Origin of the sequence: Sutcliffiella cohnii, assembly GCF_002250055.1 — a bacterium.
Taxonomy (GTDB): Bacteria; Bacillota; Bacilli; order Bacillales; family Bacillaceae_I; genus Sutcliffiella; species Sutcliffiella cohnii.
In genome coordinates, this window is the sequence record NZ_CP018866.1 from 4,322,208 (window position 1) to 4,346,122 (window position 23,915).

The following is a 23,915-nucleotide window of genomic DNA, read 5'->3' on the forward strand; positions in this document are numbered from 1 at the left end:
TTTTATTCGTTTTTTTAGAAATTGACCGTGCTTCAACTGGCACTCATACACATTTACTTTACGATTTCTTCTTCCTTTTTGTACTTTTTCTTCGTTGCTTCTCCACCTCTTAAATGCCTAATGGATTTATGATAATCAAGGATTGTTTTTACTTCGTTGGCCAGTTCTGGGTTAATTTCAGGTAGTCTTTCCGTCAGGTCTTTATGGACTGTACTTTTGGAAACTCCAAATTCCTTCGCTATGACACGAACAGTTTTCTTCGTCTCCACGATATACTTTCCAATCTTGATAGTTCTCTCTTTGATGTAATCGTGCACACCACTCGCCCTCCCTAAATTGGATGTTGAGAAGTGTGAAATGAGACCCGCTTATCAGATGTAACGAAGTACTGTTTATACTCGTTCGAAAAATGCTGTTATATTCCTAAAACTTCTTCGAGACAAATACGATCCTCACCTCAAACACTCTCTTTATATGTTTGGTTTGTATATGTTTATTAGCTTGGATGAAGGATTATGCTACAAATGTCAAGAGGGACAAGTGGTTTTTCGAAATTTTTAATTATTTTCTAATTTTCGGGGCGGTTTTGGGGGAGACGGGCTTTTTTAAAAATGAAACGTGTTGGGAAAAACGGAACGTAGTGTGAAACGCTGTGAAAGTTTTTGTATTAGTTAATTTTTATTGGGGGTACTGCATTTTTATTTGTGATTATAGTCCTTTTATTGATGATGTATAAAAGTATGTGTAAGTCCTTTTGCTAGACAAATAAAAAAGGACAAAGTACTCTCTGAGTTATCACCACAATAACCTTTGAGAGGAGTACTTTATCCATGTCTCATTTTAACACAGATAAATTAGATTTAGCCACTATCTTAAAAATCTCCATGCAGGATCTCCTAAAGGAGAAAATAGAAACTATCTTGCGTGAGGAAATCAAGAGTGTACTAGAGAACGAACCTGTCGGAGAAGGAAATTCGCGTAACGGATACTATCCGAGGACTCTCGACACCATGTATGGCCGCGTTGAAGATTTGGCTGTTCCCCGTGATCGTAAGGGAGAGTTCACAACTAATATGTTTGAGCCTTATCAGAGGCGAATGGTTGCAGTAGATGAGCTCGTTGTTCAACTTTATCAACACGGGGTTGGAGTCCGTCAGGTAGGGAGCATCTTGAAAAACTTGCTTGGGGAACAATATTCCCCTGGCACCATATCGAATATCACATCTGCCGTGATGGAGGATGTGATTGAATGGCAGAACCGCCCTTTAAAGGAGCGCTATTGTGCTTTATTTCTTGATGCTTTATTTGTAAAGATTCGTAGAGATACAGTAGCCAAAGAAGCTGTCTATATTGTTCTAGGAATTACTCCGGAAGGCCACAGGGAAATCCTTGGTTTTTATGTAGGAGGAATAGAATCTTCAAATGGTTGGAAGGAAATCCTCCAGGACCTGCGCAACAGAGGAGTACAGGAAGTACTGCTAGGCGTTTTTGACGGACTGACTGGTCTCGAAGAGGCATTTCGTTCCATCTTTCCAAAAGCTGATGTTCAACGTTGTGTAATACACAAGGTCCGTTCCACTATGAATAAAGCACGTAAGAAGGATCAAGCTGAGCTAAGTACTGATTTTAAAAAAGTCTATACATCAAGCACATACGAAGAAGCTGAGAAAGCGTTCGGAGAGCTCAGGGAGAAATGGAAAAAGCGCTACAGTCGAGAAATAGCTTCTTGGGAAGAAGACCTTCCAGTACTCTTAACCTTTTTACGCTACCCTGAGGATGTCCAAAAGTACATCTACACTACAAATCTTATTGAGCGTACCATTAAGGAAATCCGCAAGAGGTTAAAAACCATGAATAGCCTGCCTAACATTGAAGCAGCTGAAAAGATTACGTACCTGACCTCTATCGACTATAACGAGCGCTGGTCAAGAAGAAAACTAAGTGGATTCGGCCTAGCTCATGATCAAATATTAAAAATGTTTGAGGAGCGGTATCCCAAAGCCTAAAAGTGGAGGATTCAGGCAGCCGCGGCTGCCTGAATCCTCCACTAACAAAGACATATAACTCATTGAGTACAAATGCTTACACATAATTATTGACAGTACCTTCTTATTTGCGGTAACCCAATTTTATTTGCGATACCCACCTTCTTATTTGCGGTAAACCAATTTTATTTGCGGTAGCGCCATTTTATTTGCGATTCGATCCTCCCGCCTTATTTACGGTAGCCCACTCCTATTACCGATCGTCACCCCTCTATCAGTACTGTCAAAAAATCATCATACTCAGTGAGCTTCTATTACCGGAGGACACCGTTTTTACCATTTTCATAGTTTGCTAGATTTTTAACTATACGCTTGTCTTTCCTTTTGAATAGATTGGAATAGGGAGGTGAGAAAGAATGGGAATTGCTGCGAAAAGAAGAGCGAAACAACGTCTTGTGAGAGAGGCTTTGCGTCGTGCAGGTATTACCGTTACGGCTGAGGATGACTGCGTTCAAGTTTGTGGTCCGCTTGGCTGTGTAGAGTTTTGCTTTGGAGAAGAAGAAAATAACGACTAATTGCTCGTATCGTCGAAGTGGGGTGAGAAAATTTTTCCTTCCCCGCTTCTTTTTTGTTCTATTTTGCGAACATTTTTGTAAAATTTAACGTAGTCAAAAAGATGGAGGTGAAAAGTATGACATTCTATACGTTTTTATTAGTGCTTCATATTGTGGCGGCGGTCGTCGGATTAGGTGCGACGTTTGCGATGCCTGCACTTATGAGTACAGTGAGGACTGTTTCACATGCGAGGTTTGCTTTAAACGTATCAGAAAAAATTGAAAAGTTCGCGAAAACCGGAAGTCTTACTCTATTAGTTACGGGAATCGTTATGGCAATTATTCATCCATATTTATTTAAAGAGATTTGGTACATCGCGTCTCTCGTCATTTATGTTGGGGTTCAACCGATAGCGGCTGGGATGTTGCCGAAGAAGGCGAAACTTCAAATGGAAGCGCTGGAAGGAGTTAGTGGCGATGATCTTCCAGAGCAATATTTACGTCTTGCGAAAGAATCTGCTCCGTTAAACAATATTTTACACGTTGCTGCTATTGTTTTAATTGTATTAATGACGGTTAAACCATTTTAAAAACGCAGGGGATTCGCTCCCTGCGTCCGACATCTTATTTTTCAATAATAAAACCAATTTTCCCTAATTGTTCTGCCTTGTTGATGCGGTCGAACGCTGCTTCGAATTCGTCCAACGTGTACATCGTATCAACAACTGGCTTTATATTGTTCGTAGAAATAAACTCTAGCATTTGTTCAAGCTCTTCTCCACTTCCCATCGTCGAGCCTAATAGGTTGTATTGCCCGTAAAAGAATGAGCGTAAGTCAAACTGGAACGTGTCGCCAGTAGACGAACCGAACGTTACGATTGTGCCGCCTTTTTTCAACTGTGCGAGCGATTTATTAAATGTTGCCGCTCCGACACATTCAATGACGAGGTCCATTTTCACACCATTAAGGGCTGCTTCCCAATCTTCTGCTGCGCTATCAATCGCTACATCCGCCCCAAGCTCGAGTGCTTTTTGTCGTTTCACTTCTGAACGCGACGTTACATAAACTGTCGCTCCAACCGCTTTTGCGAATTGTAAAAGAAACGTTGCTACGCCGCTTCCGATCCCAGGAATAAACACGTTCATTCCTTGCTTCACTTGCCCTCGTGTGAATAGGGCACGATACGCTGTAAGTGCTGCTAGTGACAGTACGCCTGCCTCATTCCAATTTAAATGGCTTGGCTTCGGTAACACATTTTCGGCCGGAACGATAATATAGTTTGCAAATGTCCCGTGAAAAGGAAGTCCAACAATTTCAAAGCCTTCTGGTGGCGCGGGTGTATTTTCTTTCCAACCTAGTCCTGGATTGATGATTACTTCCGCTCCGACGTGTACATCTTCCACCCCAGGTCCAACCTCGTCCACAATTCCCGCTCCGTCTGAACCGAGAATTAATGGGCCATCTTCTAGTTTATGGCGATTCGGTACAAAAAGATCACGGTGATTAAGCCCAGCTGTTTTCAACTTCACTCTTACTTCACCCTCTGCTGGGGTCGGAACATCCATGTTCGTTAACGTTAACCCATCTAACCCAATTTTTTCTGCATGCACTACTGCTTTCATTTCCATTCACCTCTAGTTAAATAACAGTCTACTCATACACTTCTATGTTCGATTATAAATTCCTGCTTCTGTTTTAACGTGAGGAACATCCACAATTCTAATTCACCTGGATATCTTCTACTACTTCCTCTACTTCTGCCCGCGTGATTTTTTCTCGTCCATCTTTCATCGCTTTTAATGTTTTATGAGCTAGAGCGAGTGGTAGTCGGCAAAATAGTATAATACTTCGCTTATTGAGCGATTTCATGTATTCGTCCGCTTTCGCTAAGTTTTCTTCTGCATATTTAAACAGCTCGGTGCGTGTCCATCCTTCAGGTACAAAACTAACACCGCGTTCCTTTAAATCTTCCTTTTCATTGCGCAAAATATTGACAGCTTGAAGGCCACGGCCATACCCAATTGCAAGCTCATGGTCTGTTTTTACACCAGCACAAACTTCCCATAATTTCGATAATAAAACTCCAACTAGTCCTGCAACATAATATGTATAGTCGTCTAAATCTTCACGTGTTCGGATTTGCCAGTTTGCTTTCGCCCATTTCGCCATACCGTATGCCATTTCACTAGAAGATTCCATCACAAATGGCAGCGTACTTTTCGGACACGCTTCTACCCAGTCACCTAAACGAAGGGTCACTTCCGGCATCTTATCTTCAATTGGCTCAATAATTTGTAGGTACTTTTCTTCACTGAACGGCTGTTTAAATAATTCACTTACTTGCATTAAAATGGTATGTTTTACATCATTGTCTATTTCATCATGATCTTCTATTTCATCAATTGCGCGTAATACTAAGTAAGCAGATGCTACTGTATGTTTTAATTCATTTTGTAAAAAGGTAATCGGAATATAAAACGTACGACTTGTTTCTTTTAAAACACGTAAAGCAGCTTTCGGGAATTTTTCATTCGTTTTACTCATTTCCTTCCTCCTCTAAGCAGTTATCTTATCAACAAATGTTGCGAACCATTCGTATTTTATTACACTATTTTAAATCTTTTTCTAACTATTTTTCCAACGATAAGTACTACTTCCTTTACGATTTCGGCTTTCCTTTACTCCATAGTTCATAAAACATCATCCCTAACGTAAGGCCGAACGGAATCGCAATATTGCCGTAGCCTCCGCCTTTGTTTGGCATTTCGATGAATAAGCCTAGCACATATAGAACGGCCGTTAGTAGGACAAAATATAGTGCCCACTTGCCAACAATTTTCGCTTTTTCCTTCCCAGATATGCTTTTTAGCTTTACGGCTGTTGAAATGATGAAATATATAATTACGATAAAAATATAAATTAAAAAACCGATAACGAACGGAAACGCTAGTGGGTGTTGTGAATCTGTATATACGAGAATGAGCGTTATAATAAAACTAATCATTCCTATTCCAATAATACTTGCGTGTAGCTTATTCATATTATCTTCCTTTTCTATAGTTGACTTGAAGTCTATTTTACTTCGCTTCCTTCTAATTGTACAATGCTCATTTATTTTCGTTTTTTCTGCACCGCTAGTATCGCTTGTTGGGCTAATTTTTTTATATTTTTGTTTTTGTCACCTGTTAGTTCGGTTAAAATTTCCTCTACGAACTTTATGTCGTTTTGTAGTTTCTGTCGCTCTCCTGTCACAATGTAATAGAGGATAACCGTCATATTATAGCGTACACGGGCATCACGATAACTTTTTATTTTTGTAATAAAATATTGGATTGTCTCATCGTCTCCATGCTCGGCAACGTCTAAAAAGAGCGAATCTACTTCATCCGCTGTCCCTTCTTCGATTACGTTATCAATCGTAGTTTTGTAAGTTTGTATACTTTTGGAAGTGGAGAGCTCGTTAGTAGTAGCAGGCAAAATCTCTTCTTCGTCTTCCTCACTTCTAACATGTAGCCCTTGTACAAACTGTTCGAAGTTCGCGGCGATTTGGAAGTCGTCGTTTTCATCAACATCTATATACACAACTGGTGGATTACTCTTCGTATTTCGATAGTCTAAGCAAACGAACGATGGTGGATTCATTGAAATAATGACAACATCACGTCGTAATCCCCACTCTTGTAAAAAGTAATCTGTGTCACCGATACTATTCTCCCCTAGTCCAATGCCAATCAAACTATCTACCTCAATGACACGATTTCCCCAAGCAGTCGGTTTTGGGCTCGGGTGGCAGTTTTTTTCTAAATAAAAGCCGTTTTTTTGTTTCATTAGCTCGATGTAGCTTTTAGGCAGTTTAATATTGAGCTTTTTCTCAACAGCTCCAACGGTTTGCTCCGTGAATGGAGGCAAATGGCTTTCTTCGTCCCGATACCAAATTGTACTCATCGTATTCTCCTTTAAAAAAATAGTAAAAGCATGCCAGCAAAAGCTCCGTACATTATCATAATGGATGCAAAAATAAGGATGAATGCATTATTTCCACTGTTCGTTGTATTCTGTTTCGGTACGTAGTTATCAATTTTTCGCACTCTAAAAAATTGTAAGATGTTTAAAATAACGAAAAGGATGAAGAAACTCGCCAAAATTTCCTTTTCTAAGGTTAATGGTTCTTGAAAAGGTGGAACGATGGATGATTGTAACAAAAATAGTCCGGCCGTAAAAAAGTTCCCAACGATGGCCTTTTTTTGTTCCTGATCCCAATCATCTCCCATTATTCCTCTCTCGAATTTCCGTACCGTCGTAAATATCGGGATAATAGATACTGTTTTATCCCTTTGCAGTAATCTTACGGTCGAATGGATGATAAGGATGATGGCAGTGACAATAAACGTATGTTTTAATGAATTCGTGTTCAACCATATAATATTCGTTAATACAAACAGGCCGAAAAGAAATATATATAGCGCATTTAACGTTAGCAGCTCGATTAACCTCATTCTTTTTACTTCTAGTTGTTCTTCCATATGCGACCTCCGTTTTTGGATGTAATTTGGTGAATTCACATCTCTAATGTGAGCATTTAATCCCACTTGTACATTGGGATCCAAATTATCTATTACAAAACAGTTTATTCTACATATAATTTCTTTTTCCTCCTGATTCATAAAGTAGGTAAACGTATTTTTTGTAGGGATGAGGAAAATTCGGTATAATGATACTAGATACGATACTATAATAAAAAGAGGTGTGAACTTGGCTAGTGTTGAAAAAATGAAAAATCAACCGAGTGGAATACGATATGCCGAGGTTACCAAAGTATTGAATCATTATGGATATATACTAGTAAGAAAAAGAGGATCTCATAGGCATTTTCGAAATGACGCGGGAGATTTGGTTGTTATTAAAGAAGATAATCCCTTGAAGATTTCTTACATAGAAGACATTCTAAGTAGATTGAATGAATTTTAAGGAGTGGTTGAATATGTCAAATATAAAACCTAAAAATATAGATTATTATATGTCACTAGATTACACAGTTGTTATTAACAAGGTACATGAAGAAAGTTTGTCTTATTACTATGGAAAAATAGCTGAATTAGATGGTTGTCATACAACTGCAGATTCTGTAGAAGAGTTAATAAAGGACTTAGAAGAGGTAAAGAGGGATTACATCGAGATAAAGTTAGAATTCGGGGACCCAATACCAGAGCCTAATGAAATGCCGAGTGGAAAGATTGTACTTAGAATGCCAAAAACGTTGCACTGGAGGTTAGCTGGTGAAGCGAAACAGGAAGGTGTTTCATTAAATCAATATATGATATATAAGTTGAGTCAATCTATTAGCAACGATTAAACTGTTTATAGCACATGAAAAGTGAGCCACTTCGCAACTTAAAACTGAGCCACTCATAGTTTGTGAATATATCATCCACCAGATCTCAGTTGGCTTTACATGGAGAGGCGGGCATGATACATTTGTTTGTTTGCGAAAATCCTTTACAATCGCAGGCTTTCGCAGGTAAGTCATGCCCGTAGAGGCTCCATGTCAAGCCATAATACTATCAATAATAACCTACTAAAGTTTGTGAAAATAACTAAAACCAGATGGCTCAATTATTGTTGCGAAGTGGTTCAAATTTTAATTGCGAAATACATAAACGATTTCCTATCTCTCCCTTTCTAAAAAAGGTATTTACCATATTCCAACGAATATATTTAACTAATGACTTTTCACAAGGGGGAAGAGGATGAAGGCGAGTTTGACGTATAAAAAGGTAAGTGAAGATTCAGTCGATCTACTATTTACGGTGACGAACACGACAGACGAGGAGCAAATTATTACATTTCGAAGTGGGCAACGTTATGATTACGTGTTATATAAGGATGGTCAACTAATTGAACGCTTTTCAGAAGGGAAAATGTTCATTATGATTTATGAGGAGCTGCCAATTACACCTGGGGAGTCAATGGATTTTCTCATACCGCTTCAAAACTTAGAGCCGGGTAATTACAAAGTGAAGGTGTGGCTTGCAGACCGCGATTGGCCAACATTGCGGGAGTCGGTGGAGTTTACGATTTAAAGGGCAGCGTTCAATCTGCCCTTTTTCAATGCCTAATATAGTAATAAAACCATCTCACTATCGGAATAACTAGTACATAGAAAAGAAACGAAAGCCATATTGGCCAGCCTGTATAGTTTAAATAGCCAAAATGGACGGTTGTCCACTCAAAAAAGGTAGAAAATAGTGCCCAGAAAAGCCAATATGGGATGAAACGTGAAAACTTTTCTGGCATAAAGTTTAGATAAGGAATACCGAATAATGGAGCCGTTACTAGCTTCATTGTTAAAACCGCTCCACTTAACACATTCGACTCACCAAAGTAATATAGGTGAAAAACTTTATCAAAGTATAGGTCCACGACAATTTCTACGTAAGAAATAATAAGCCACATGACGTATGTCTCGACGGTCCATTCTTTTCGGCATTAACCAATTAACGATAGCCATGATGATAATTACAATTGTCATATATAGCATTAACGCTCAGTCCATTTGCAAGTAGATTTTATTTTAGTTTTCGAAATAAAACCGGTAATTATGCAGAGACTGTATGCTGTATTTTACTTTAGGATGTTTATTATATCTTCTTTTGTTTGAATCGTTTTACTAATGAGGGTAAACCCTTGCGCATCGTGGTCAGCAATGAGCATTTTCAGATTTTCCTCCATCGTCGTGTAGGCATAGCCATTTTTATAGGTGAGTGACTCATGCTGTGTTACGAGCCACATCATATTTTGACTAGCTAAATGAAACCAATCTGAAAAAACGTTTTGTAGTGTTTCTGAGTTCGCTATTTTTACAGTGTAACTCGGTACGTTGGCGTTATATGTTTTATTCGCGTGCATTGTGAGCACTTTTCTTCCCGAAAGCTGACACGTTATTTCATATGTCTCCTTTTTTGACAACGTCTCTTCGATTTCGTCGTCATAGCCTTCAAAATGGACGTAATACGGATAGGTGAAGAGCTTTTCGGCTGTTCGTTGCATTAGCTTGCTCGTTTCCGCGACATACTCTTCTGCTTCTGGCCAAATGGAAAAAGCTTCGTACTTCCCATCTATCTCGACCCAGTCCTGTTCATTTGTTGTATGGTGGTGGATGCTATATGTCACTTATTACACATCCTTTCTAGCCCGCTTTTCTTTACCATTTAAAAAATAATAATAACCGTTCGTAATAATTAAAGCTGTCCAAAAAAGGATGAGGGAGTTAAAGACGCTTTTATCCATAAAAATCATAAAAATGGTGTCTATGAAAAGCAGGATTAGCAGTACATAAAAGCCTAGAAAAACAGCTTTTCTCCAGTTCGATGTTTCTGATTTTGTCATAGATTTGAAGAGCATTATTTTTTCCTCTCTAGTAAATCGTCTAATTTTTCTTCTACCCTTTTTAATCGTTCATTTCTTTTTTTCATGAAGATAAAAAGCCCGGCAATAATCGTAACTGGAATAACAAAAACTACGAGAATTACTATTAATTGAAAAATGCTATCTCCTACTGTTAGTCCCCCGGCTGATAATAAATACATAACATGTCTCTCCTTTTATTCTGTGCTTACTCGTCTATTTTTTAAAGAATAAATCATTCTTCCTAGCCCCATACAAACAGTCATCGTGAAAATCGTTACAATATAGCCGATTTGCCAGTTCGTAGGGCTTTGGATAATCATATAAAAGATGACCGCAGTCACGGCTAAACCAATAATAAATAACGGAATTCGTAGCACTGGCTTGTACTGTTGGACGAGAACGATATCGCTTGATAGAAAAATATTACTGATGACTAAATACGTCGCCGCTTCCACTAAGTGAAACAACGCGAATGAATAGATGAAAAAGTAAAGAAGAGTGTGTGAAAAATCCATCGAAAGCAAGATGAAAGAAAGTGGTAAACCAAAGATGAGATTCGTCGCGATTCCCGCAATTCCGATGTTATATAATTTTTTCAAGGTTAACGTTTGTGCTTTTTCTATATCAATAGGATTAGCATTAGAAAAAAACAAGTAAAACGGCACGTGCACTTTGAAAGGATTCCCTTTCGCCCCATACTTCGAGTACATAATGCCATGACCTACTTCGTGCAGCCAAATTACTGCATACAGTGCTAAATACCCAACAACAACATACAATAGAAACATCCCCCAAATTTATTTTCTATTGTATTTCGACAAAATCCTTCCATTTCCTTCTAAAAATAAAAAATGAGGTCGTTCTATTTAGAAGCAACCTCGTTTATGAACAGCATGCTGCTACTTTGAGTGAATCTTTCTTTTTGATCCAAATCTCCCCATCCCTTATTTCGTACTTAATTCTTGCCTGATCTAACCTCTCTACTTGATTGTTCGAATGATCGGCCCAGTACATATATTGTTCATCTTCCTGTGAGTTACATCCAGCTAGAACGAAAAGTAGGAGTGATATTATTACTATTTTCATAAAGTTAATTGATATTGTATTAATTGGCTTTCCTCTCCTAAGTAGACTTCTTTGCCAGTTCTACTAATTTCTTTGAACCGTAATTTCTCCAGCATTTTCCGCGAGCGGACATTTCCTTCATGCGTTTCTGCGTCGAACATCGTAATCCCTAGCTTTTCTGAAGCAAATTTGATCATAAGTAATGCCGCACGGTAGCCAAGACCTTTTCCCCATAGCGTGCTATCACCAATTGCGATTCCTAGTTCAGCGCTATTTTCTTTTATGCAAGCTACATCTACATATCCTATTAATTTGGCTTCATATTCGATGCCCATTCGAAGAAAAGTATCTGACGTGTTCTGAACACAATTTGACCACCATTGAAAGAGTTCTTTATCCTCTTGATTGAGCTGCCAGCCGTTTGCCTTACAAAACGTCGCGTCTTTGCTCCACTTGTGGACGTCGGGGAAATCATCCATTGCAATTTGTCTAAGTTTTATAGACTTCATCTTGAGAATCTTCCTTTAAAGAAACATCGCCGAAAGCTTAATCCCAACAGGAATCATTGCCCAAAGGAGAAAATTCAACGCCACGATGGCTACGTAAGAATTGTTTTCAATTTTGTTTTTGTAAAAATACATTAAGACAAAAAACGCAGCAACGAGCCAAACCGGAATAAGCAGAAAGAACTGTGGTGCCACATACGTTTTATCTGTATAGTTTTCACTGATTGCTCCTCCGGCAAAAAAGAAGGCAACTAGCAGCATGAAAAGACCACAAACAATTGCATTACCGTTTATTAAAAATGATTTCAATTTTCAGGACCATCCTCTCTGTTTTTTTACATTGTATTCAGTAAATAGTTTACATATTTTTCTTTTTCCATTCTTCCTTTAAAATCGCGTAATAATACTCATCCCACCAGCCATCTCCATGAGGAATACATTTTTTAAAGAAGCCTTCCTTCCTCATCCCGATTTTTTCCATCACACGGTAAGAGCCAATATTTTCCGGCTGACAGGTAGCGATAATTCGATGCAGCTGAAGTTGCTCGAAACCGTACTGTAAAGTTGCGAGTGCCGCTTCCGACGCATACCCTTTATTGTAGTATTGCGTATGAAACACCCAGCCAATCTCGTACGTATGGTCACCAAAATACCGATGAAATACGATATGTCCGATTAGGCGGTTTTCGTCTTTCAATACAACTGCAAACTTCTCGGGCTCATCACCCATATTTTTATCGATAAATTCCTTGGCATCCCCTTCTGTAAAAACGCCTTCCGGAATATATTCCATCACGGATGGGTCGGACGTGTACTCTATTAAAGCATGAATGTCATCTTTTATAAATCTCCTTATTTTTAGCCTTTTTGTCGCTATAAACATGTTGGATTCTCCTAGTTTCTTAAATTTTTGCTTTACTTTTGACTTCTATTTAGGTTAAGGGTAGTTGGTTTGTAGTTTTTGAAGTCGGATTGAAAGATTAATTGATGCACTCACGCGAGTTTTTGACGCACTTGGAAATTTAATTGACGCACTCCGTGAGTTTTTTGACGCACCTGAAAAATTAATTGATGCACTCACGCGAGTTTTTGACGCACTTGAAAAATTAATTGACGCACTCACGCGAGTTTTTGACGGACTTGGAAATTCAATTGACGCACTACGCCAGTTTTTTGACGCACCTGAAAAATTAATTGACGCACTCACGCGAGTTTTTGACGCACTTGAAAAATTAATTGACGCACTCACGCGAGTTTTTGACGCACTTGGAAATTTAATTGACGCACTCACGCGAGTTTTTGACGCACTTGAAAAATTAATTGACGCACTCACGCGAGTTTTTGACGCACTTGGAAATTTAATTGACGCACTCACGCGAGTTTTTGACGCACTTGGAAATTTAATTGACGCACTCCGCGAGTTTTTTGACGCACTTGGAAATTTAATTGACGCACTACGCGAGTTTTTTGACGCACCCTCACGTTCTGACAGCAAATTAATTAATTACCCGACAATACTTTTTCTAATTCAAGTTCGTCTCTTATCGGAATACCGTCATTTCCGGTAAGAGGGATGGATGGTTTCCGCTCTCGTGCTTTCTCAACTGCGTTTCTATGCAGTTTTGCTAAATAGTACCCTCTTTTTTGGTAAAACTTTAATGCATGCAAGTTGTCATTTGTCGTAATTAATTTCATTTGGCTACAGTTCGATTCTTTTGCTGCCGTTTCCGCTGCTTGTATTAATCTTGTTCCAATGCCTTTTCCTTCTTGTATGCTATCGAGCGAAATGATCTCGCATTCTTTTTCACGAACTATATATGTAATTAATCCGATAATTTCAGTTGCTTCATTTATCATGGCAAATCCGTCTAATTTGATGCAATCGTACACTCCAGAGGAGATGACCATTTCAGTACTGCCCCAATGTGTTTTGAAAAATTGTGTTAGTTGTTCGCTTGGTATGTTTTTTGTATTTGTTAGTTGCATATTACTCTCCTCCTACTTTCTAGCTTCAATCGGGAATAGAACGCTAAAGTATTTCCCGATTCTTTCTACCTCCGCCATCGTGCGCTTTATTCCTATTTCCGATTGAAACCAGTTTTCTTTCGTAATGTCGTATCTGTCCACAACGGGAGCAACGTAAAACTCTGTTTCGAGTGGGAATACGGATTGGTAAGTTAATAGAGCGCGACGGGAGTGGCATGCTTTACATACGATAATGACTTTGTGTCGTTCTATATGTTGTTTCTTTAAAACATCTAATGAAAATTGCGCGTTTTCCAACGTGTGGCGTGCTTGATCTTCCTTTAGTATCGCTTCCGGCGGGACTCCACACTTCAAAGCTATGTCTCTTAAATACTCCCATTCTGTTCTGTTCATATGTGGTTGACTGCCCCCAGACGGTAAGATGTATGGTGCAAATCCTGCTTGGAACAGGGACACCGCTTTTTCCATTAATGGTGGATGGTCAGAGCCCGGAATGACGATCACATCGGCAGGGGAAATTTCTGTTTCAACGAAAATAAAGTCGGTAACGCTATCGAATGGGGTGTTCATAGTGGTTTGGGTTCCTCCTCTTTAAATTGAATGGTGTTTTTCGTGCTGAATGCTTTGTTCGGATGGTTGTTTGCTACTTAGACTTCCATTTGAGCTGCATTTAAAGCAAGACGGCGAGGTGGGGTGCATGTTTGTGCCAACCAGGATACTTTTTACGCAAAGCCGCGCATTCTTTACACGCCAACTGCGGCACTTTTTCGGCCAACTGAACTCACTTTCACGCCAACTGTGTCACTTTTTCGGCCAACTGAACTCACTTTCACGCCAACTGCGAGACTTTTTCGGCCAACTGAACTCACTTTCACGCCAACTGCGAGACTTTTTCGGCCAACTGAACTCACTTTCACGCCAACTGCGAGATTTTTTCGGCCAACTGAACTCGCTTTCACGCCAACTGCGGCACTTTTTCGGCCAACTGAACTCGCTTTCACGCCAACTGCGGCACTTTTTCGGCCAACTGAACTCACTTTCACGCCAACTGCGGCACTTTTTCGGCCAACTGAACTCGCTTTCACGCCAACTGCGGCACTTTTTCGGCCAACTGAACTCGCTTTCACGCCAACTGCGGCACTTTTTCGGCCAACTGAACTCACTTTCACGCCAACTGCGAGACTTTTTCGGCCAACTGAACTCACTTTCACGCCAACTGCGGCACTTTTTCGGCCAACTGAACTCACTTTCACGCCAACTGCGGCACTTTTTCGGCCAACTGAACTCACTTTCACGCCAACTGCGGCACTTTTTCGGCCAATCAGCGAAATTTTTGGAGCTATCCGGGAGTTTTTTGACGCACTTAAAAAAATAATTGACACAGCTTGCAAACACAGAAGTCAAACTCTCCCCGCACCCCACACCTACGCTACTTCCAAACTTGATCCAACTTATCAGCGTAAAAGGTAATGGCCTTTTTGTAATTTAATATTTCCTCATCTGTTGTTGTTTCGATTAAGCATTTTAGTAGAGTTTCCATTGCGTCGCTGTGCTCGTTTAAGTTGTATAGCGTCATAGAATAGAATACTCGAATGGCCCTGTTCTCTGGGTATAATTCCATCGCCCTTTGGAATACTTCTTTTGACTTTTCGTATTGTCCGAGGGTGCGGTAGGTGCTGCCTAATCCGAGTAGTGCTCCTTCTAGGTCAGCGGATGGAAGACCTAGGCTAATTGCTCGTTCATAAAAAGGGACTGCCTTTGCTTCTTCTCCTAACAAATCGAAGCTCCAGGCACACTGGTAGTTTAGCGTTGCGCCTTCTGGATCAACTTCTATCAACTTCATTAAGAGTTCATTTGATTCTTTATATTTTCCGTTCTTTCTTAATCTGATTGCTTTTTCTAATTGTGCTTTCATTTGCTACCACTCCATTTCTCCTTACAATAAGTTCCACAAAACTTGTCACATTCCTTCCGTTTAGGAGGAATAAAGGAAGAGTAGAAGAATATTATTATTAACATATTTTTGTTTGGAGGGAGAAAAATGTTAGAAGTGAAAGAAGTGAAGGCTGAGGAAACATATCCTCTTCGTCATTCTATTTTGCGTCCACATCAACGTTTTGAGGACTGTATCTATAATACGGATCAAGATGAGGGAGTGTTTCATGTTGGGGCGTTTTATGATGGAAAACTTGTTACGGTTGCTTCGTTTTATCCGGAAGAGCTTCCAGATGTCACAGCTGCTTTACCATACCGGTTACGAGCGATGGCAACTGTGCCAGAATACCGTAAGCTTGGCGCGGGGCGTGCTGTCGTTACATATGCAGAGAACAAGTTAAAGGATCAAGGCGTTGACCTTTTATGGTGTAAAGGGAGAACGTCTGTTGAAGAATATTACGTTCGGTTAGGCTTTCATGCACATGGAGATGTTTTTGATTACCCACCGATCGGGCCGCATATTGTAATGGTGAAAAAATTAGAGCACGGGTAAAAGGGAGAATTTCAGCTTTCTCCTATTCCCCATGCTAAAAGTAAAAGTGCTGCAAAAGCTAGAACGGCACCGTTTAAAGTAACTCCCGTTAGAAGATACATTAACTTTTTTGATAAAAAGGCAAAAATAATTCCTAGTATCGATAGCACTCCGAATACGGATATTCCCAATTCCATATTGGCGTTTGGACCTCTAAACATGAAAAAGAAAATAACACTAACAACGAACAGTATAATCGAAAGCAAGCCAAATTTATTCAATTTACTCCTCCTCTCTATCTATCTATTTCTCCGATTCTTAATAACTCCCCCCACGTTCGACAGCCGCGGTCGTGGCACCGTTGTAGTAGTTCCGTGAATAGATAAGCGGTCATGAGGGCGTCGCCGATGGCAGAGTGACGCCTATATATTCGCGTTCCGAACTCGCGAGCGTATTTTTCCAGATCGCGCATGTCGTAGGAAGGTGCAATATATCCTATTAAATTAAGTGTATCAATTGCAGGTGGCATTTTCCAATGAAGCTTATGGCGCTTTAGTTCATATTTAATTGTGTATAAATCGAATGCGATGTAATGACCGACGAAGCATACGGAAGATTCGTTTCCTAGTTCAAGAAAAGCTTCAATAGCCTGTAAGGAGTCTGGTGCACGTAAAACTTCACTGTCAGAAATCCCTGTTAGTTCTGTTATTTCCCGAGAAATTTGTCGATATGGGTTCACGTACGTTTGGAATGTAGATTCCTCTATTACTTGCATTCCTTTCACTTTTACTGCGCCAATTTCAATAAGACGGTCACTTTTCGAAATATCAAATCCTGTCGTTTCTGTATCAAAAACAGTAAATTCGAGCTTGTCGATTGGAGTAGATAATGGTGTGTTTTCGACAAGATTGCTTGGGAAATATTTTCGTAGTAACATCGTTTACCTCCTAGTAATATGACAACATGTACGTTTGCAGCTCTTTTATTAAACGGATATTTAACATCCATTCTTCCTTTTCACGAGTTGTTAACGACCTTAACTCCAGTGTGGTTGTTAGCTCCTTCCCAGCGCTATACTCATCCACTCGTTTTTTTACATAATAGCTTAAAACAGCTTCCATGCTTGCACGTAAGTCTTTATAAAAGTTTTCAGAAATGACCTTTTTTTCATAAAGGGCTTTCAACTTTTCCGTCGGTGTTCCGTAAACGATGTTATGCATTAAGGATAGAATTTGTAAGCTATGATGGAACGGAAAAAGGAGTTGTTTTTTAATATCAATTTCTTTTCTGTGCATGTTAAAAATCGCTCGAATTGGTTGTTCAAGTGTTGGAACTGGATGCTCTCGTTCATGCTGGGATAGGCGGTATAAAAATATTTTTGCTCTGTCTAACCCTTGCTCAACAATTGTAACGAACCGGTCGTGAATCTGCTTGTCACCTGTTATATATCGATAAGAAAAGAAGTTTTGAGCTAGCAAGAGGCGGTCATTCGTTGCGTGCAGTACCCAATCACGTAATCGACTTTGCCACGCATCTAAAGAGCCTCGCCACTGTTCATTGCTCGCCATCATGTTGCCACGACAACGTTTGTATCCTGCACTCTCTAGCAACTTAACGATTTTTTCACCAAATGTCGCGAAGTATTCGTTATCCTCCTCGTTTTCATATACGAGAAAATGATCTTGGTCTGTTAATAAAAATTGCTCCCTCCGACCGGCGCTTCCCATACAATAAAAAACGTATGGAGATGGTGCATGTCCAATTTTCTCTTCTACTATTTTTAAACACTGCTCTAGCAGTTGGTCGTACAATCCGTTCATTACTTGTAATAACGTTGTCGTTGGCACGTTTTGTTGCACTAACGTTTTTAACACTTCATATAAGTGATGCTTCATCTTTGGTAGTTGTTCTTCTTTCACATTGCTTAACAGTTCATTAACGTGGAAAAGCTGTTCTTTTTGAATAACATGGGAAAGGTGAACAATACCTACTACTTTTCCGTTATGCACGACGGGTAAATGTTTGACTCCGTGAGCAATCATAATCGTTAAAGCTTCGTACGTATAATGATGGGGGGTTATCGTGAGAAGGTTATTTGTCATAATGGAAGAAATTGGGCGCTCTGTTGATTCCCCACTTGCAAGTACGCGCTCAATAAAGTCTTGCTCGGTGACAATTCCTTTTAATTGATCTTGCTCCACTACTAGCACTGCCGTTCTCCGATTTGCACGAAGCTCTTGTACGGCTTTTTGAATTGTTACGTCTCTTGGTAAAATCAGTGGTGTTTCATCCATCACATCACCAATCGTTTGAATGATTGTACTTCTTTCCGCTCTTTTACGGTTATGCTTTACTTGGAGGGCTAGTGATTGGTACACGTCATATAAACGAAGCGACACTTCCTGGAGCATTTTTTCGCGAATAGACGGTTGTGTGATCAGCTTGTCCAAAAGTGAAAAAGGAATGTACAACGTTTCTACGTCATCTATTGCTCGTACTTCTAAAGTAGAAGGCTCCAGGTCGACTGTTGGGGACAAAAATGCGTAAAATTGGGAAAGGCCTAGGAATTCTCCTTCTTTCACCATTTCAAGCACCTCATCCTCCGTAGCTGTCAGACCTGGAATATACACTTCTGCTGTTCCTGCTATTATTAAATGAAGCCCTTTTCGTACTTCGTTAGCAGGATGAATAATTTGACCATGTTCAAATGTTTGATGTGTACATTGAATAAATACTTTATTTTTTTCTTCATCAGATAGATGGTCCCATAAAAAATGATCGATCAACGTGTTTGACCCCTTTTTTAATTGTTAGAAAGATTAATATAATGTTCTAGTAATTTATGATGAATGGAATCGATGTAACCGATATCTTGCACTCCATCCCAGAGGATAAAGGAGGCGTCATGGTAAACAAACTCATTCGCTAGTTCTGCTGTATACACTGGATAATGCCGTACTTCTCCTTTTGGCGTTTTAATCATCATCAAATTAGAAAAGGCTGTCTGCTGTACTGGTATTAAGACATTTTCGTTCCATTGGATAGTTGTTAATTCTTCGGGTAAAACAGAAGTATAAAGCAGTCGCCACGATAGTCGATTTTTATCCCATTTAAGTACAAATTTCTTTTCTTGCTTGATGACAAAAAACGCTCCCTTTAGTGGTCGATACCTCTCTAAATCTCTCTCTCTAATTTTTTTAATAGCTAACAGTTGATATCCTTCTGTATTTCGTGCCAATACCCCCATACTTCTTCACCTCCTTTCTTCAGTTTATTTTTTAGTAGGAGGGAAGTTGACATATTTTTTTAAAAAACTAAAAACGTGTAAAGAGGAACGCACTTTTTACAAGCGTCCCTCTATCCTACTTATTTGTCGATCCAAACGTCTCCATCTTTGTATGTCATCTGTTCTGGATAACGCAAGTCGACTACTTCTTCTTGTAATTTTTGTGATGGTGCTTTTGTGCTTAAACTTACGACGATAATGGCGATGATTGCGGAGGCTGCTCCGAACACCCCGGCACCTGTATCGATAATGCCAAATATAGTAAAGCCATAATATTTGGCTGCGACTAAATAGGAAATGGTTACCGTGAGCCCAACGAGCATTCCGGCAATAACACCTTGTGCATTAGCACGTTTCCACCAAACACCGAGTAGGAGTGCTGGGAAAAATGTTCCTGATGCGAGCGCGAATGCCCAAGCGACAATTTGCGTAATCGCACCTGGTGGGTTTAACGCAATAACCCCTGCTAAAACTGTTGCTGTAACGATTGTAATTCGTCCTACGAGTAAACGGTTTTGATCTGTTGCATTCGGTCTTAACACGCGATAGTAAATGTCATGAGCAAACGAGGAAGAAATGGCAATCATTAATCCACCTGCCGTTGATAATGCTGCTGCCATTGCACCTGCAGCGACTAAACCGATAATGAAAACTCCTAAATTAGCAATCTCAGGTGTTGCCATTACGACGATATCGTTTGAAATCATCAGCTCATTCCATTGGAGAATTCCATCTCCATTCGTGTCGGCAATTTTTAATTTGTCTGTTTTAATCCACGATTCTGTCCACGCTGGTAAATTGTTAATTGGTTGGTCAACAACGTTTTTCATTAAAATAAAACGAGAGAATGCTGCGTATGCTGGTGCTGTAAGGTAAAGTAATCCAATGAAAAGTAGTGCCCACGCACCCGACCAGCGAGCTGCTTTCATCGTTGAAACTGTGTAAAATCGAACGATAACGTGAGGTAATCCTGCTGTTCCGGCCATGAGCGTAAACATAAGGGCCATGAACTGCCATTTTGACCCTGTGTCAAACGGAGCGAAATATTCGGTAAACCCTAGCTGACGGTCTATTTCGCCAAGCTCTTGCACGATTGTGCCATATGATAACCAAGGAAGTGGATTATTCGTTATTTGTAAACTCATGAAAATAACTGGGATGATGTATGCTGTGATGAGGATAACGTATTGCGCAACTTGCGTCCAAGTAATCCCTTTCATCCCACCAAATGCTGCGTAGAAAGAAATTAACACGACACCAATGACTACACCGATTTTTGCATCCACTTCTAGTAGTCTTCCAATAACAACTCCTGAACCAGAAAGCTGTCCTACTGAGTAGGTGAATGAAATAATAATCGTACAAATTGCTGCGATAACACGCGCTGTGTGGCTATCAAAACGGTCACCGATAAATTCAGGAACGGTGTAACGACCGTATTTACGAAGTTGGGGAGCTAATAGAAATGTGAGTAGTAAGTATCCCCCGGTCCAACCCATTATGTAAGCAAGCCCGTCGTATCCTAGTAGCATGACGGTACCAGCCATTCCAATGAATGAAGCTGCACTCATCCAATCGGCTCCGATCGCCATTCCATTGAAAACAGGTGGTACTCCACGCCCTGCCACGTAGAAATCGGACGTTTGTCTCGCTTTATTGTAAATCGCGATTCCGATATATAATGCAAATGTCGCTAAAATTAACCCTAGTGAAACGAGAAACTGTGTATTCTCCAACCGTACGTCCCCCTTATAATACCGTGTTTCTTTTTTCTAATTTAATGGTCTAGCGTTTTGCCTGCACTTAATACTTCATTCGCTTTTTCGTCAATTCCGTATTTCGCATCAATTTTGTCACTTACTTTTGCATTAACAAATAATAAAATGATGAAAACGAGGACCGACCCTTGTGCCCCCATAAAATAATGGAACGGGAAGTTTAATCCTGGCATCGTAAACTGAAGTGACTCTGCAAATAGGACAATTCCGTAAGAGACAGCAAACCAAATAATTAAGTAAATCGCAATGTAACGATTTTTTTCCTTGAAGTACGCATCTGCTACCGCTTTATCAATTTTTTTCATACGTGACCTCCTTTAAACTTTTACTGTAAGCTAAATATAAATTTAACTGTGTCTAAAAACGGTGCTGGTACAAGTGCAATCTCAACGATGACATAAGTAATGAGAGCTAAAACCGGTAAGGATAAAAAAGCTGGTCGTTGTTTTTTTATGGCTAAAAATATACTAACTCCAACGACGAGCAACATAAAAACTAAAATAATCATGATGGAGTGTCACCTCATTTTAAAAGAATGTAAGCGTTTTAATTTTTACTTGTGAATCATCACCTCAACCTCTACTCGTCTCATCTGTTCTAATACAGAATTTTGAGACTATTCCAAATAATAATTTATTATGCAGTATATATATTCATACGTCAAGGGGGTCATTCTAGGACAATTCTCACTTTTTTACATTTCGCTTTTATATAACAGGAGGGAAGGGCTATCGTTTTTTTCGCAAAAAAGAAGGGAGAAAATGAATCGTTTTCCCCTTCTTTTTTACGTTATCCTTGTTTTTTCATGTAAGTAAGGACTTCTCGATCAAGGTAGCCTGGCTCTTGTTCTCTGCCCTCAAAATTCTCTGTATGTAAATAGGCTGTGAGTGCTTCTTGAAGTGTATTGTTTTTACTTAAATAACCTAGCCGTGCAAGGTGTGCCGTAAGCTCTTCCTCTGTTTCTCCTTCTATTTTTAAAATGTTTTCCTTCTTTGTTGGTGCAAAATATAGTTGTTGCAGTTCATAAATGCGAATAAGTTCGTCAATCGGCTGAGGATGGTCGTCCACTCGTAGGTCAATGTACCGATCATTGAAGCCACCGTATCCGCCTTTTTCTTTTACGACGAGTAGTGCGGCTGATTGTTGTCCACGACTATCTCCACCTGCAGCTTGTCCAGCGGCTAATGCTTTTAAAAGACGTTCAGCTAACGTACCGCTTGATGATTCAAACGTTTCCGCCATCGCTAGTACGGTTGCTTCACTGACGAGGATGTTACCTTGTGCCGCGTAATACTTGCCTGTTTTTCCTCCTGCCCAGTCATAACACTTTTCGCCAGTAAACGTGGCAGCATTTCCGGTTGCGTCTATTACACCGAATTGACGGAGCTCTCGTTCTGGATCGGCTTCTTTTAGTAAGTTAACGACTTCTTGTGCTGATTTTCCTTCTGAAAGTAATTGCAAACCGTTCGGTCCGTATGAAGTATTCGCGTAAGATTGAGTGGCAATTGCTCCTACTCCTGCTTGAGCAAAAGGAACTACCGCCCCAACGCCAAGAAACTTCGATTGAACAGCAACTCCCCACTCTTTCTCTTTTTCACAATAACCGATAATGGAATATGTCATTATATGTTCCTCCTTTAGTATATGTTTGTGATTTTTTTAAAAAGTTTTTTGATTTTCTAAACAGGTTTGCGGATTTTCTTAGCTGATTTCGCCTTTTTCTTCATAGGTTTGTTGGTTTTCTTAACAGGTTGCGATTTTTTCTTAACAGATTGGTGAATTACTTAACAGATTTGGCGTTTTTCTTAACAGGTTCGTGGATTTACTTAACAGATTTGGCGTTTTTCTTAACAGGTTCGTGGATTTACTTAACAGATTTAGCTTTTTTCTTAACAGGTTCGTGAATTTACTTAACAGATTTGGCGTTTTTCTTAACAAGTTTGTGAATTTACTTAACAGGTTGAGCATTTACTTAACAGGCTGAGCAATCTTCTTGTTCTATTGATAGAAAAATTCAGATAAATATTAGTAGCATGTATAAAACTATTAAGAACTGCCTATGACTATACCATCTTAGTTATGTTACAACCTTGGAGGGGTTTTGATGGTAGAAAAAAACGGTCTAGCACTCGGGATGATTTGGGGAACATTGTTAAGCGTTCCACTTTGGATTTCTTTTTTCGGTTGGATTAAATTAATTGTACAACTAGTAACATAACGACAGCTGTCGATTAATGGCAGCTGTCGTTGTTTTTTTATTATAAAGTCGTCAAACAAATTCGGATCGCCTCAGTTAAATCACGTTGTGACCAGCTCGGGCTATTTTTCAATTGAATCGCTAGCTCATGAGAAGCTGGTATGTGAATAAAGCCTGCTGGGATTGGCGTTCGTTCCTTTTCTATTTTCTGTAAAACAGCATACATTACGTTATTGCAAAGATAGGTACCCGCTGTGTTTGATATTTTCGCAGGGTACCCATGTTCTTTTAACGAGTTCACCATTGCACGGATCGGTAATGTTGAAAAGAACCCCGCTGGTCCGTCATTAGAAATAGGCTCATCCTCACATATAACACCATTGTTATCAGGCGCACCGTCCTTGCAGTTAATCGCAATCCGTTCTGGTGTTATGTGCTGGCGGCCAGCTGCCAAACCGAGTGAGACTACTGCATCTGGTTTGATTTCTTCGTAATGGTGAATGATTTCTTTTTCCGACTGTTGAAAATCAACCGGGAGTACTTTGCTTATGATTTGATACCCGTTAATTGTTTCTCCATCGAGCTTTTTAACGATTTCCTCTGTTGGATTAACTGGAAAATCAAGAAACGGGACGAACCCAGTTAGTAGTAGTTTTTTCATAGGTAGTCACTCCTTTCTTTCG

Annotated in this window: 34 protein-coding genes; 7 read left to right on the forward strand and 27 right to left on the reverse strand. The window is 39.7% G+C overall.

Features of this window, described 5'->3' with window-relative positions; all coding sequences use genetic code 11:
• Positions 1–53 precede the first annotated feature (53 nt).
• Positions 54–317 (reverse strand): sporulation transcriptional regulator SpoIIID, encoded by a 264-nt coding sequence (gene spoIIID, locus BC6307_RS21630; protein WP_066421805.1) that lies wholly within the window; start codon positions 315–317, stop codon positions 54–56.
• A gap of 513 nt (positions 318–830) precedes the next feature.
• Here spoIIID and BC6307_RS21635 point away from each other — a divergent pair.
• From BC6307_RS21635 to BC6307_RS21640, 3 genes are all read left to right on the forward strand, one after another.
• Positions 831–2,006, forward strand: a complete 1,176-nt coding sequence (locus BC6307_RS21635) for an IS256 family transposase (RefSeq protein WP_094366035.1) — start codon at positions 831–833, stop codon at positions 2,004–2,006.
• A gap of 395 nt (positions 2,007–2,401) precedes the next feature.
• Positions 2,402–2,560: a hypothetical protein gene (locus BC6307_RS24955; protein ID WP_157076715.1), complete on the forward strand. Its 159-nt coding sequence runs from the start codon at positions 2,402–2,404 to the stop codon at positions 2,558–2,560.
• 116 nt (positions 2,561–2,676) lie between these two features.
• Positions 2,677–3,129 carry a DUF2269 family protein gene (locus BC6307_RS21640; protein WP_066421098.1) on the forward strand — a complete coding sequence of 151 codons (453 nt, stop codon included), beginning with the start codon at positions 2,677–2,679 and terminating at the stop codon, positions 3,127–3,129.
• Positions 3,130–3,163: 34 nt separating this feature from the next.
• Here the strand turns inward: BC6307_RS21640 and BC6307_RS21645 are convergent, their stop codons facing one another.
• The 5 genes from BC6307_RS21645 to BC6307_RS21665 all read right to left on the reverse strand — a co-directional run bounded on the left by BC6307_RS21645 (position 3,164) and on the right by BC6307_RS21665 (position 7,063).
• Complete coding sequence (locus BC6307_RS21645; RefSeq protein WP_066421101.1) at positions 3,164–4,162, reverse strand: zinc-binding dehydrogenase; 999 nt, start codon at positions 4,160–4,162, stop codon at positions 3,164–3,166.
• Between the two features lie 97 nt (positions 4,163–4,259).
• Positions 4,260–5,084, reverse strand: coding sequence for a squalene/phytoene synthase family protein (locus BC6307_RS21650; RefSeq protein WP_066421104.1), 825 nt, complete (start codon positions 5,082–5,084; stop codon positions 4,260–4,262).
• Between the two features lie 115 nt (positions 5,085–5,199).
• The gene (locus BC6307_RS21655) at positions 5,200–5,580 is read right to left on the reverse strand and encodes a hypothetical protein (RefSeq protein WP_066421107.1); all 381 of its coding nucleotides are present in this window, start codon (positions 5,578–5,580) and stop codon (positions 5,200–5,202) included.
• A 71-nt stretch (positions 5,581–5,651) separates the two neighbouring features.
• Complete coding sequence (locus BC6307_RS21660) at positions 5,652–6,485, reverse strand: SMI1/KNR4 family protein (protein ID WP_066421109.1); 834 nt, start codon at positions 6,483–6,485, stop codon at positions 5,652–5,654.
• Positions 6,486–6,496: 11 nt separating this feature from the next.
• On the reverse strand, positions 6,497–7,063 hold the full coding sequence (locus tag BC6307_RS21665) for a hypothetical protein (protein ID WP_066421111.1): 567 nt from the start codon (positions 7,061–7,063) through the stop codon (positions 6,497–6,499).
• Between the two features lie 247 nt (positions 7,064–7,310).
• On the opposite strand from BC6307_RS21665, the gene BC6307_RS21670 reads away from it, so the two are divergent.
• From BC6307_RS21670 to BC6307_RS21680, 3 genes are all read left to right on the forward strand, one after another.
• Positions 7,311–7,508, forward strand: coding sequence for a type II toxin-antitoxin system HicA family toxin (locus BC6307_RS21670; protein WP_235858320.1), 198 nt, complete (start codon positions 7,311–7,313; stop codon positions 7,506–7,508).
• A gap of 13 nt (positions 7,509–7,521) precedes the next feature.
• Positions 7,522–7,893 (forward strand): type II toxin-antitoxin system HicB family antitoxin, encoded by a 372-nt coding sequence (locus BC6307_RS21675; RefSeq protein WP_066421117.1) that lies wholly within the window; start codon positions 7,522–7,524, stop codon positions 7,891–7,893.
• A 394-nt stretch (positions 7,894–8,287) separates the two neighbouring features.
• Positions 8,288–8,620, forward strand: a complete 333-nt coding sequence (locus BC6307_RS21680) for a BsuPI-related putative proteinase inhibitor (protein ID WP_066421121.1) — start codon at positions 8,288–8,290, stop codon at positions 8,618–8,620.
• Between the two features lie 25 nt (positions 8,621–8,645).
• Here the strand turns inward: BC6307_RS21680 and BC6307_RS21685 are convergent, their stop codons facing one another.
• The 12 genes from BC6307_RS21685 to BC6307_RS21750 all read right to left on the reverse strand — a co-directional run bounded on the left by BC6307_RS21685 (position 8,646) and on the right by BC6307_RS21750 (position 15,419).
• On the reverse strand, positions 8,646–8,993 hold the full coding sequence (locus tag BC6307_RS21685; RefSeq protein WP_066421124.1) for a hypothetical protein: 348 nt from the start codon (positions 8,991–8,993) through the stop codon (positions 8,646–8,648).
• 168 nt (positions 8,994–9,161) lie between these two features.
• The gene (locus BC6307_RS21690; RefSeq protein WP_066421125.1) at positions 9,162–9,710 is read right to left on the reverse strand and encodes a hypothetical protein; all 549 of its coding nucleotides are present in this window, start codon (positions 9,708–9,710) and stop codon (positions 9,162–9,164) included.
• A gap of 3 nt (positions 9,711–9,713) precedes the next feature.
• On the reverse strand, positions 9,714–9,941 hold the full coding sequence (locus BC6307_RS21695) for a hypothetical protein (RefSeq protein WP_066421127.1): 228 nt from the start codon (positions 9,939–9,941) through the stop codon (positions 9,714–9,716).
• Positions 9,941–10,126: a hypothetical protein gene (locus BC6307_RS21700; RefSeq protein ID WP_066421137.1), complete on the reverse strand. Its 186-nt coding sequence runs from the start codon at positions 10,124–10,126 to the stop codon at positions 9,941–9,943. Before BC6307_RS21700 ends, BC6307_RS21695 begins: the two co-directional genes overlap by 1 nt.
• Before the next feature lie 15 nt (positions 10,127–10,141).
• Positions 10,142–10,726 (reverse strand): hypothetical protein, encoded by a 585-nt coding sequence (locus BC6307_RS21705; RefSeq protein ID WP_066421139.1) that lies wholly within the window; start codon positions 10,724–10,726, stop codon positions 10,142–10,144.
• A 303-nt stretch (positions 10,727–11,029) separates the two neighbouring features.
• Positions 11,030–11,521, reverse strand: coding sequence for a GNAT family N-acetyltransferase (locus BC6307_RS21715; RefSeq protein ID WP_066421145.1), 492 nt, complete (start codon positions 11,519–11,521; stop codon positions 11,030–11,032).
• Positions 11,522–11,536: 15 nt separating this feature from the next.
• On the reverse strand, positions 11,537–11,827 hold the full coding sequence (locus tag BC6307_RS21720) for a hypothetical protein (RefSeq protein WP_066421147.1): 291 nt from the start codon (positions 11,825–11,827) through the stop codon (positions 11,537–11,539).
• A 49-nt stretch (positions 11,828–11,876) separates the two neighbouring features.
• Positions 11,877–12,401 carry a GNAT family N-acetyltransferase gene (locus tag BC6307_RS21725; protein WP_066421149.1) on the reverse strand — a complete coding sequence of 175 codons (525 nt, stop codon included), beginning with the start codon at positions 12,399–12,401 and terminating at the stop codon, positions 11,877–11,879.
• Positions 12,402–13,018: 617 nt separating this feature from the next.
• Positions 13,019–13,504, reverse strand: a complete 486-nt coding sequence (locus BC6307_RS21735) for a GNAT family N-acetyltransferase (RefSeq protein ID WP_066422059.1) — start codon at positions 13,502–13,504, stop codon at positions 13,019–13,021.
• 12 nt (positions 13,505–13,516) lie between these two features.
• A complete protein-coding gene (locus BC6307_RS21740) occupies positions 13,517–14,074 on the reverse strand; it encodes a YdcF family protein (protein ID WP_066422064.1) in 558 nt (185 codons plus the stop codon).
• A gap of 173 nt (positions 14,075–14,247) precedes the next feature.
• Positions 14,248–14,886 (reverse strand): hypothetical protein, encoded by a 639-nt coding sequence (locus BC6307_RS21745; protein WP_157729298.1) that lies wholly within the window; start codon positions 14,884–14,886, stop codon positions 14,248–14,250.
• A 47-nt stretch (positions 14,887–14,933) separates the two neighbouring features.
• Complete coding sequence (locus BC6307_RS21750; protein WP_066421214.1) at positions 14,934–15,419, reverse strand: tetratricopeptide repeat protein; 486 nt, start codon at positions 15,417–15,419, stop codon at positions 14,934–14,936.
• A gap of 126 nt (positions 15,420–15,545) precedes the next feature.
• Between BC6307_RS21750 and BC6307_RS21755 the strand changes: the two genes are divergently transcribed.
• Entirely contained in the window at positions 15,546–15,992 is a 447-nt protein-coding gene (locus BC6307_RS21755; RefSeq protein WP_066421211.1) for a GNAT family N-acetyltransferase, read from the forward strand.
• 11 nt (positions 15,993–16,003) lie between these two features.
• Here BC6307_RS21755 and BC6307_RS21760 read toward each other — a convergent pair whose 3' ends face one another.
• From BC6307_RS21760 to pcp, 9 genes are all read right to left on the reverse strand, one after another.
• A complete protein-coding gene (locus BC6307_RS21760; protein ID WP_235858323.1) occupies positions 16,004–16,252 on the reverse strand; it encodes a hypothetical protein in 249 nt (82 codons plus the stop codon).
• 14 nt (positions 16,253–16,266) lie between these two features.
• Positions 16,267–16,908 carry a 3'-5' exonuclease gene (locus tag BC6307_RS21765; RefSeq protein WP_066421209.1) on the reverse strand — a complete coding sequence of 214 codons (642 nt, stop codon included), beginning with the start codon at positions 16,906–16,908 and terminating at the stop codon, positions 16,267–16,269.
• A 10-nt stretch (positions 16,909–16,918) separates the two neighbouring features.
• Positions 16,919–18,757, reverse strand: a complete 1,839-nt coding sequence (locus BC6307_RS21770) for a DUF294 nucleotidyltransferase-like domain-containing protein (protein WP_066421208.1) — start codon at positions 18,755–18,757, stop codon at positions 16,919–16,921.
• 17 nt (positions 18,758–18,774) lie between these two features.
• Positions 18,775–19,218 carry a hypothetical protein gene (locus tag BC6307_RS21775; protein ID WP_066421207.1) on the reverse strand — a complete coding sequence of 148 codons (444 nt, stop codon included), beginning with the start codon at positions 19,216–19,218 and terminating at the stop codon, positions 18,775–18,777.
• Positions 19,219–19,337: 119 nt separating this feature from the next.
• On the reverse strand, positions 19,338–20,993 hold the full coding sequence (locus BC6307_RS21780) for a sodium:solute symporter family protein (protein ID WP_066421206.1): 1,656 nt from the start codon (positions 20,991–20,993) through the stop codon (positions 19,338–19,340).
• Positions 20,994–21,034: 41 nt separating this feature from the next.
• Positions 21,035–21,340 (reverse strand): DUF4212 domain-containing protein, encoded by a 306-nt coding sequence (locus BC6307_RS21785; protein WP_066421203.1) that lies wholly within the window; start codon positions 21,338–21,340, stop codon positions 21,035–21,037.
• A gap of 20 nt (positions 21,341–21,360) precedes the next feature.
• Positions 21,361–21,543, reverse strand: coding sequence for a hypothetical protein (locus BC6307_RS21790; protein ID WP_066421198.1), 183 nt, complete (start codon positions 21,541–21,543; stop codon positions 21,361–21,363).
• Positions 21,544–21,824: 281 nt separating this feature from the next.
• Complete coding sequence (locus BC6307_RS21795; RefSeq protein ID WP_066421195.1) at positions 21,825–22,658, reverse strand: DUF1028 domain-containing protein; 834 nt, start codon at positions 22,656–22,658, stop codon at positions 21,825–21,827.
• A gap of 635 nt (positions 22,659–23,293) precedes the next feature.
• Entirely contained in the window at positions 23,294–23,893 is a 600-nt protein-coding gene (gene pcp / locus BC6307_RS21800; protein ID WP_066421191.1) for a pyroglutamyl-peptidase I, read from the reverse strand.
• Positions 23,894–23,915: the final 22 nt, after the last annotated feature.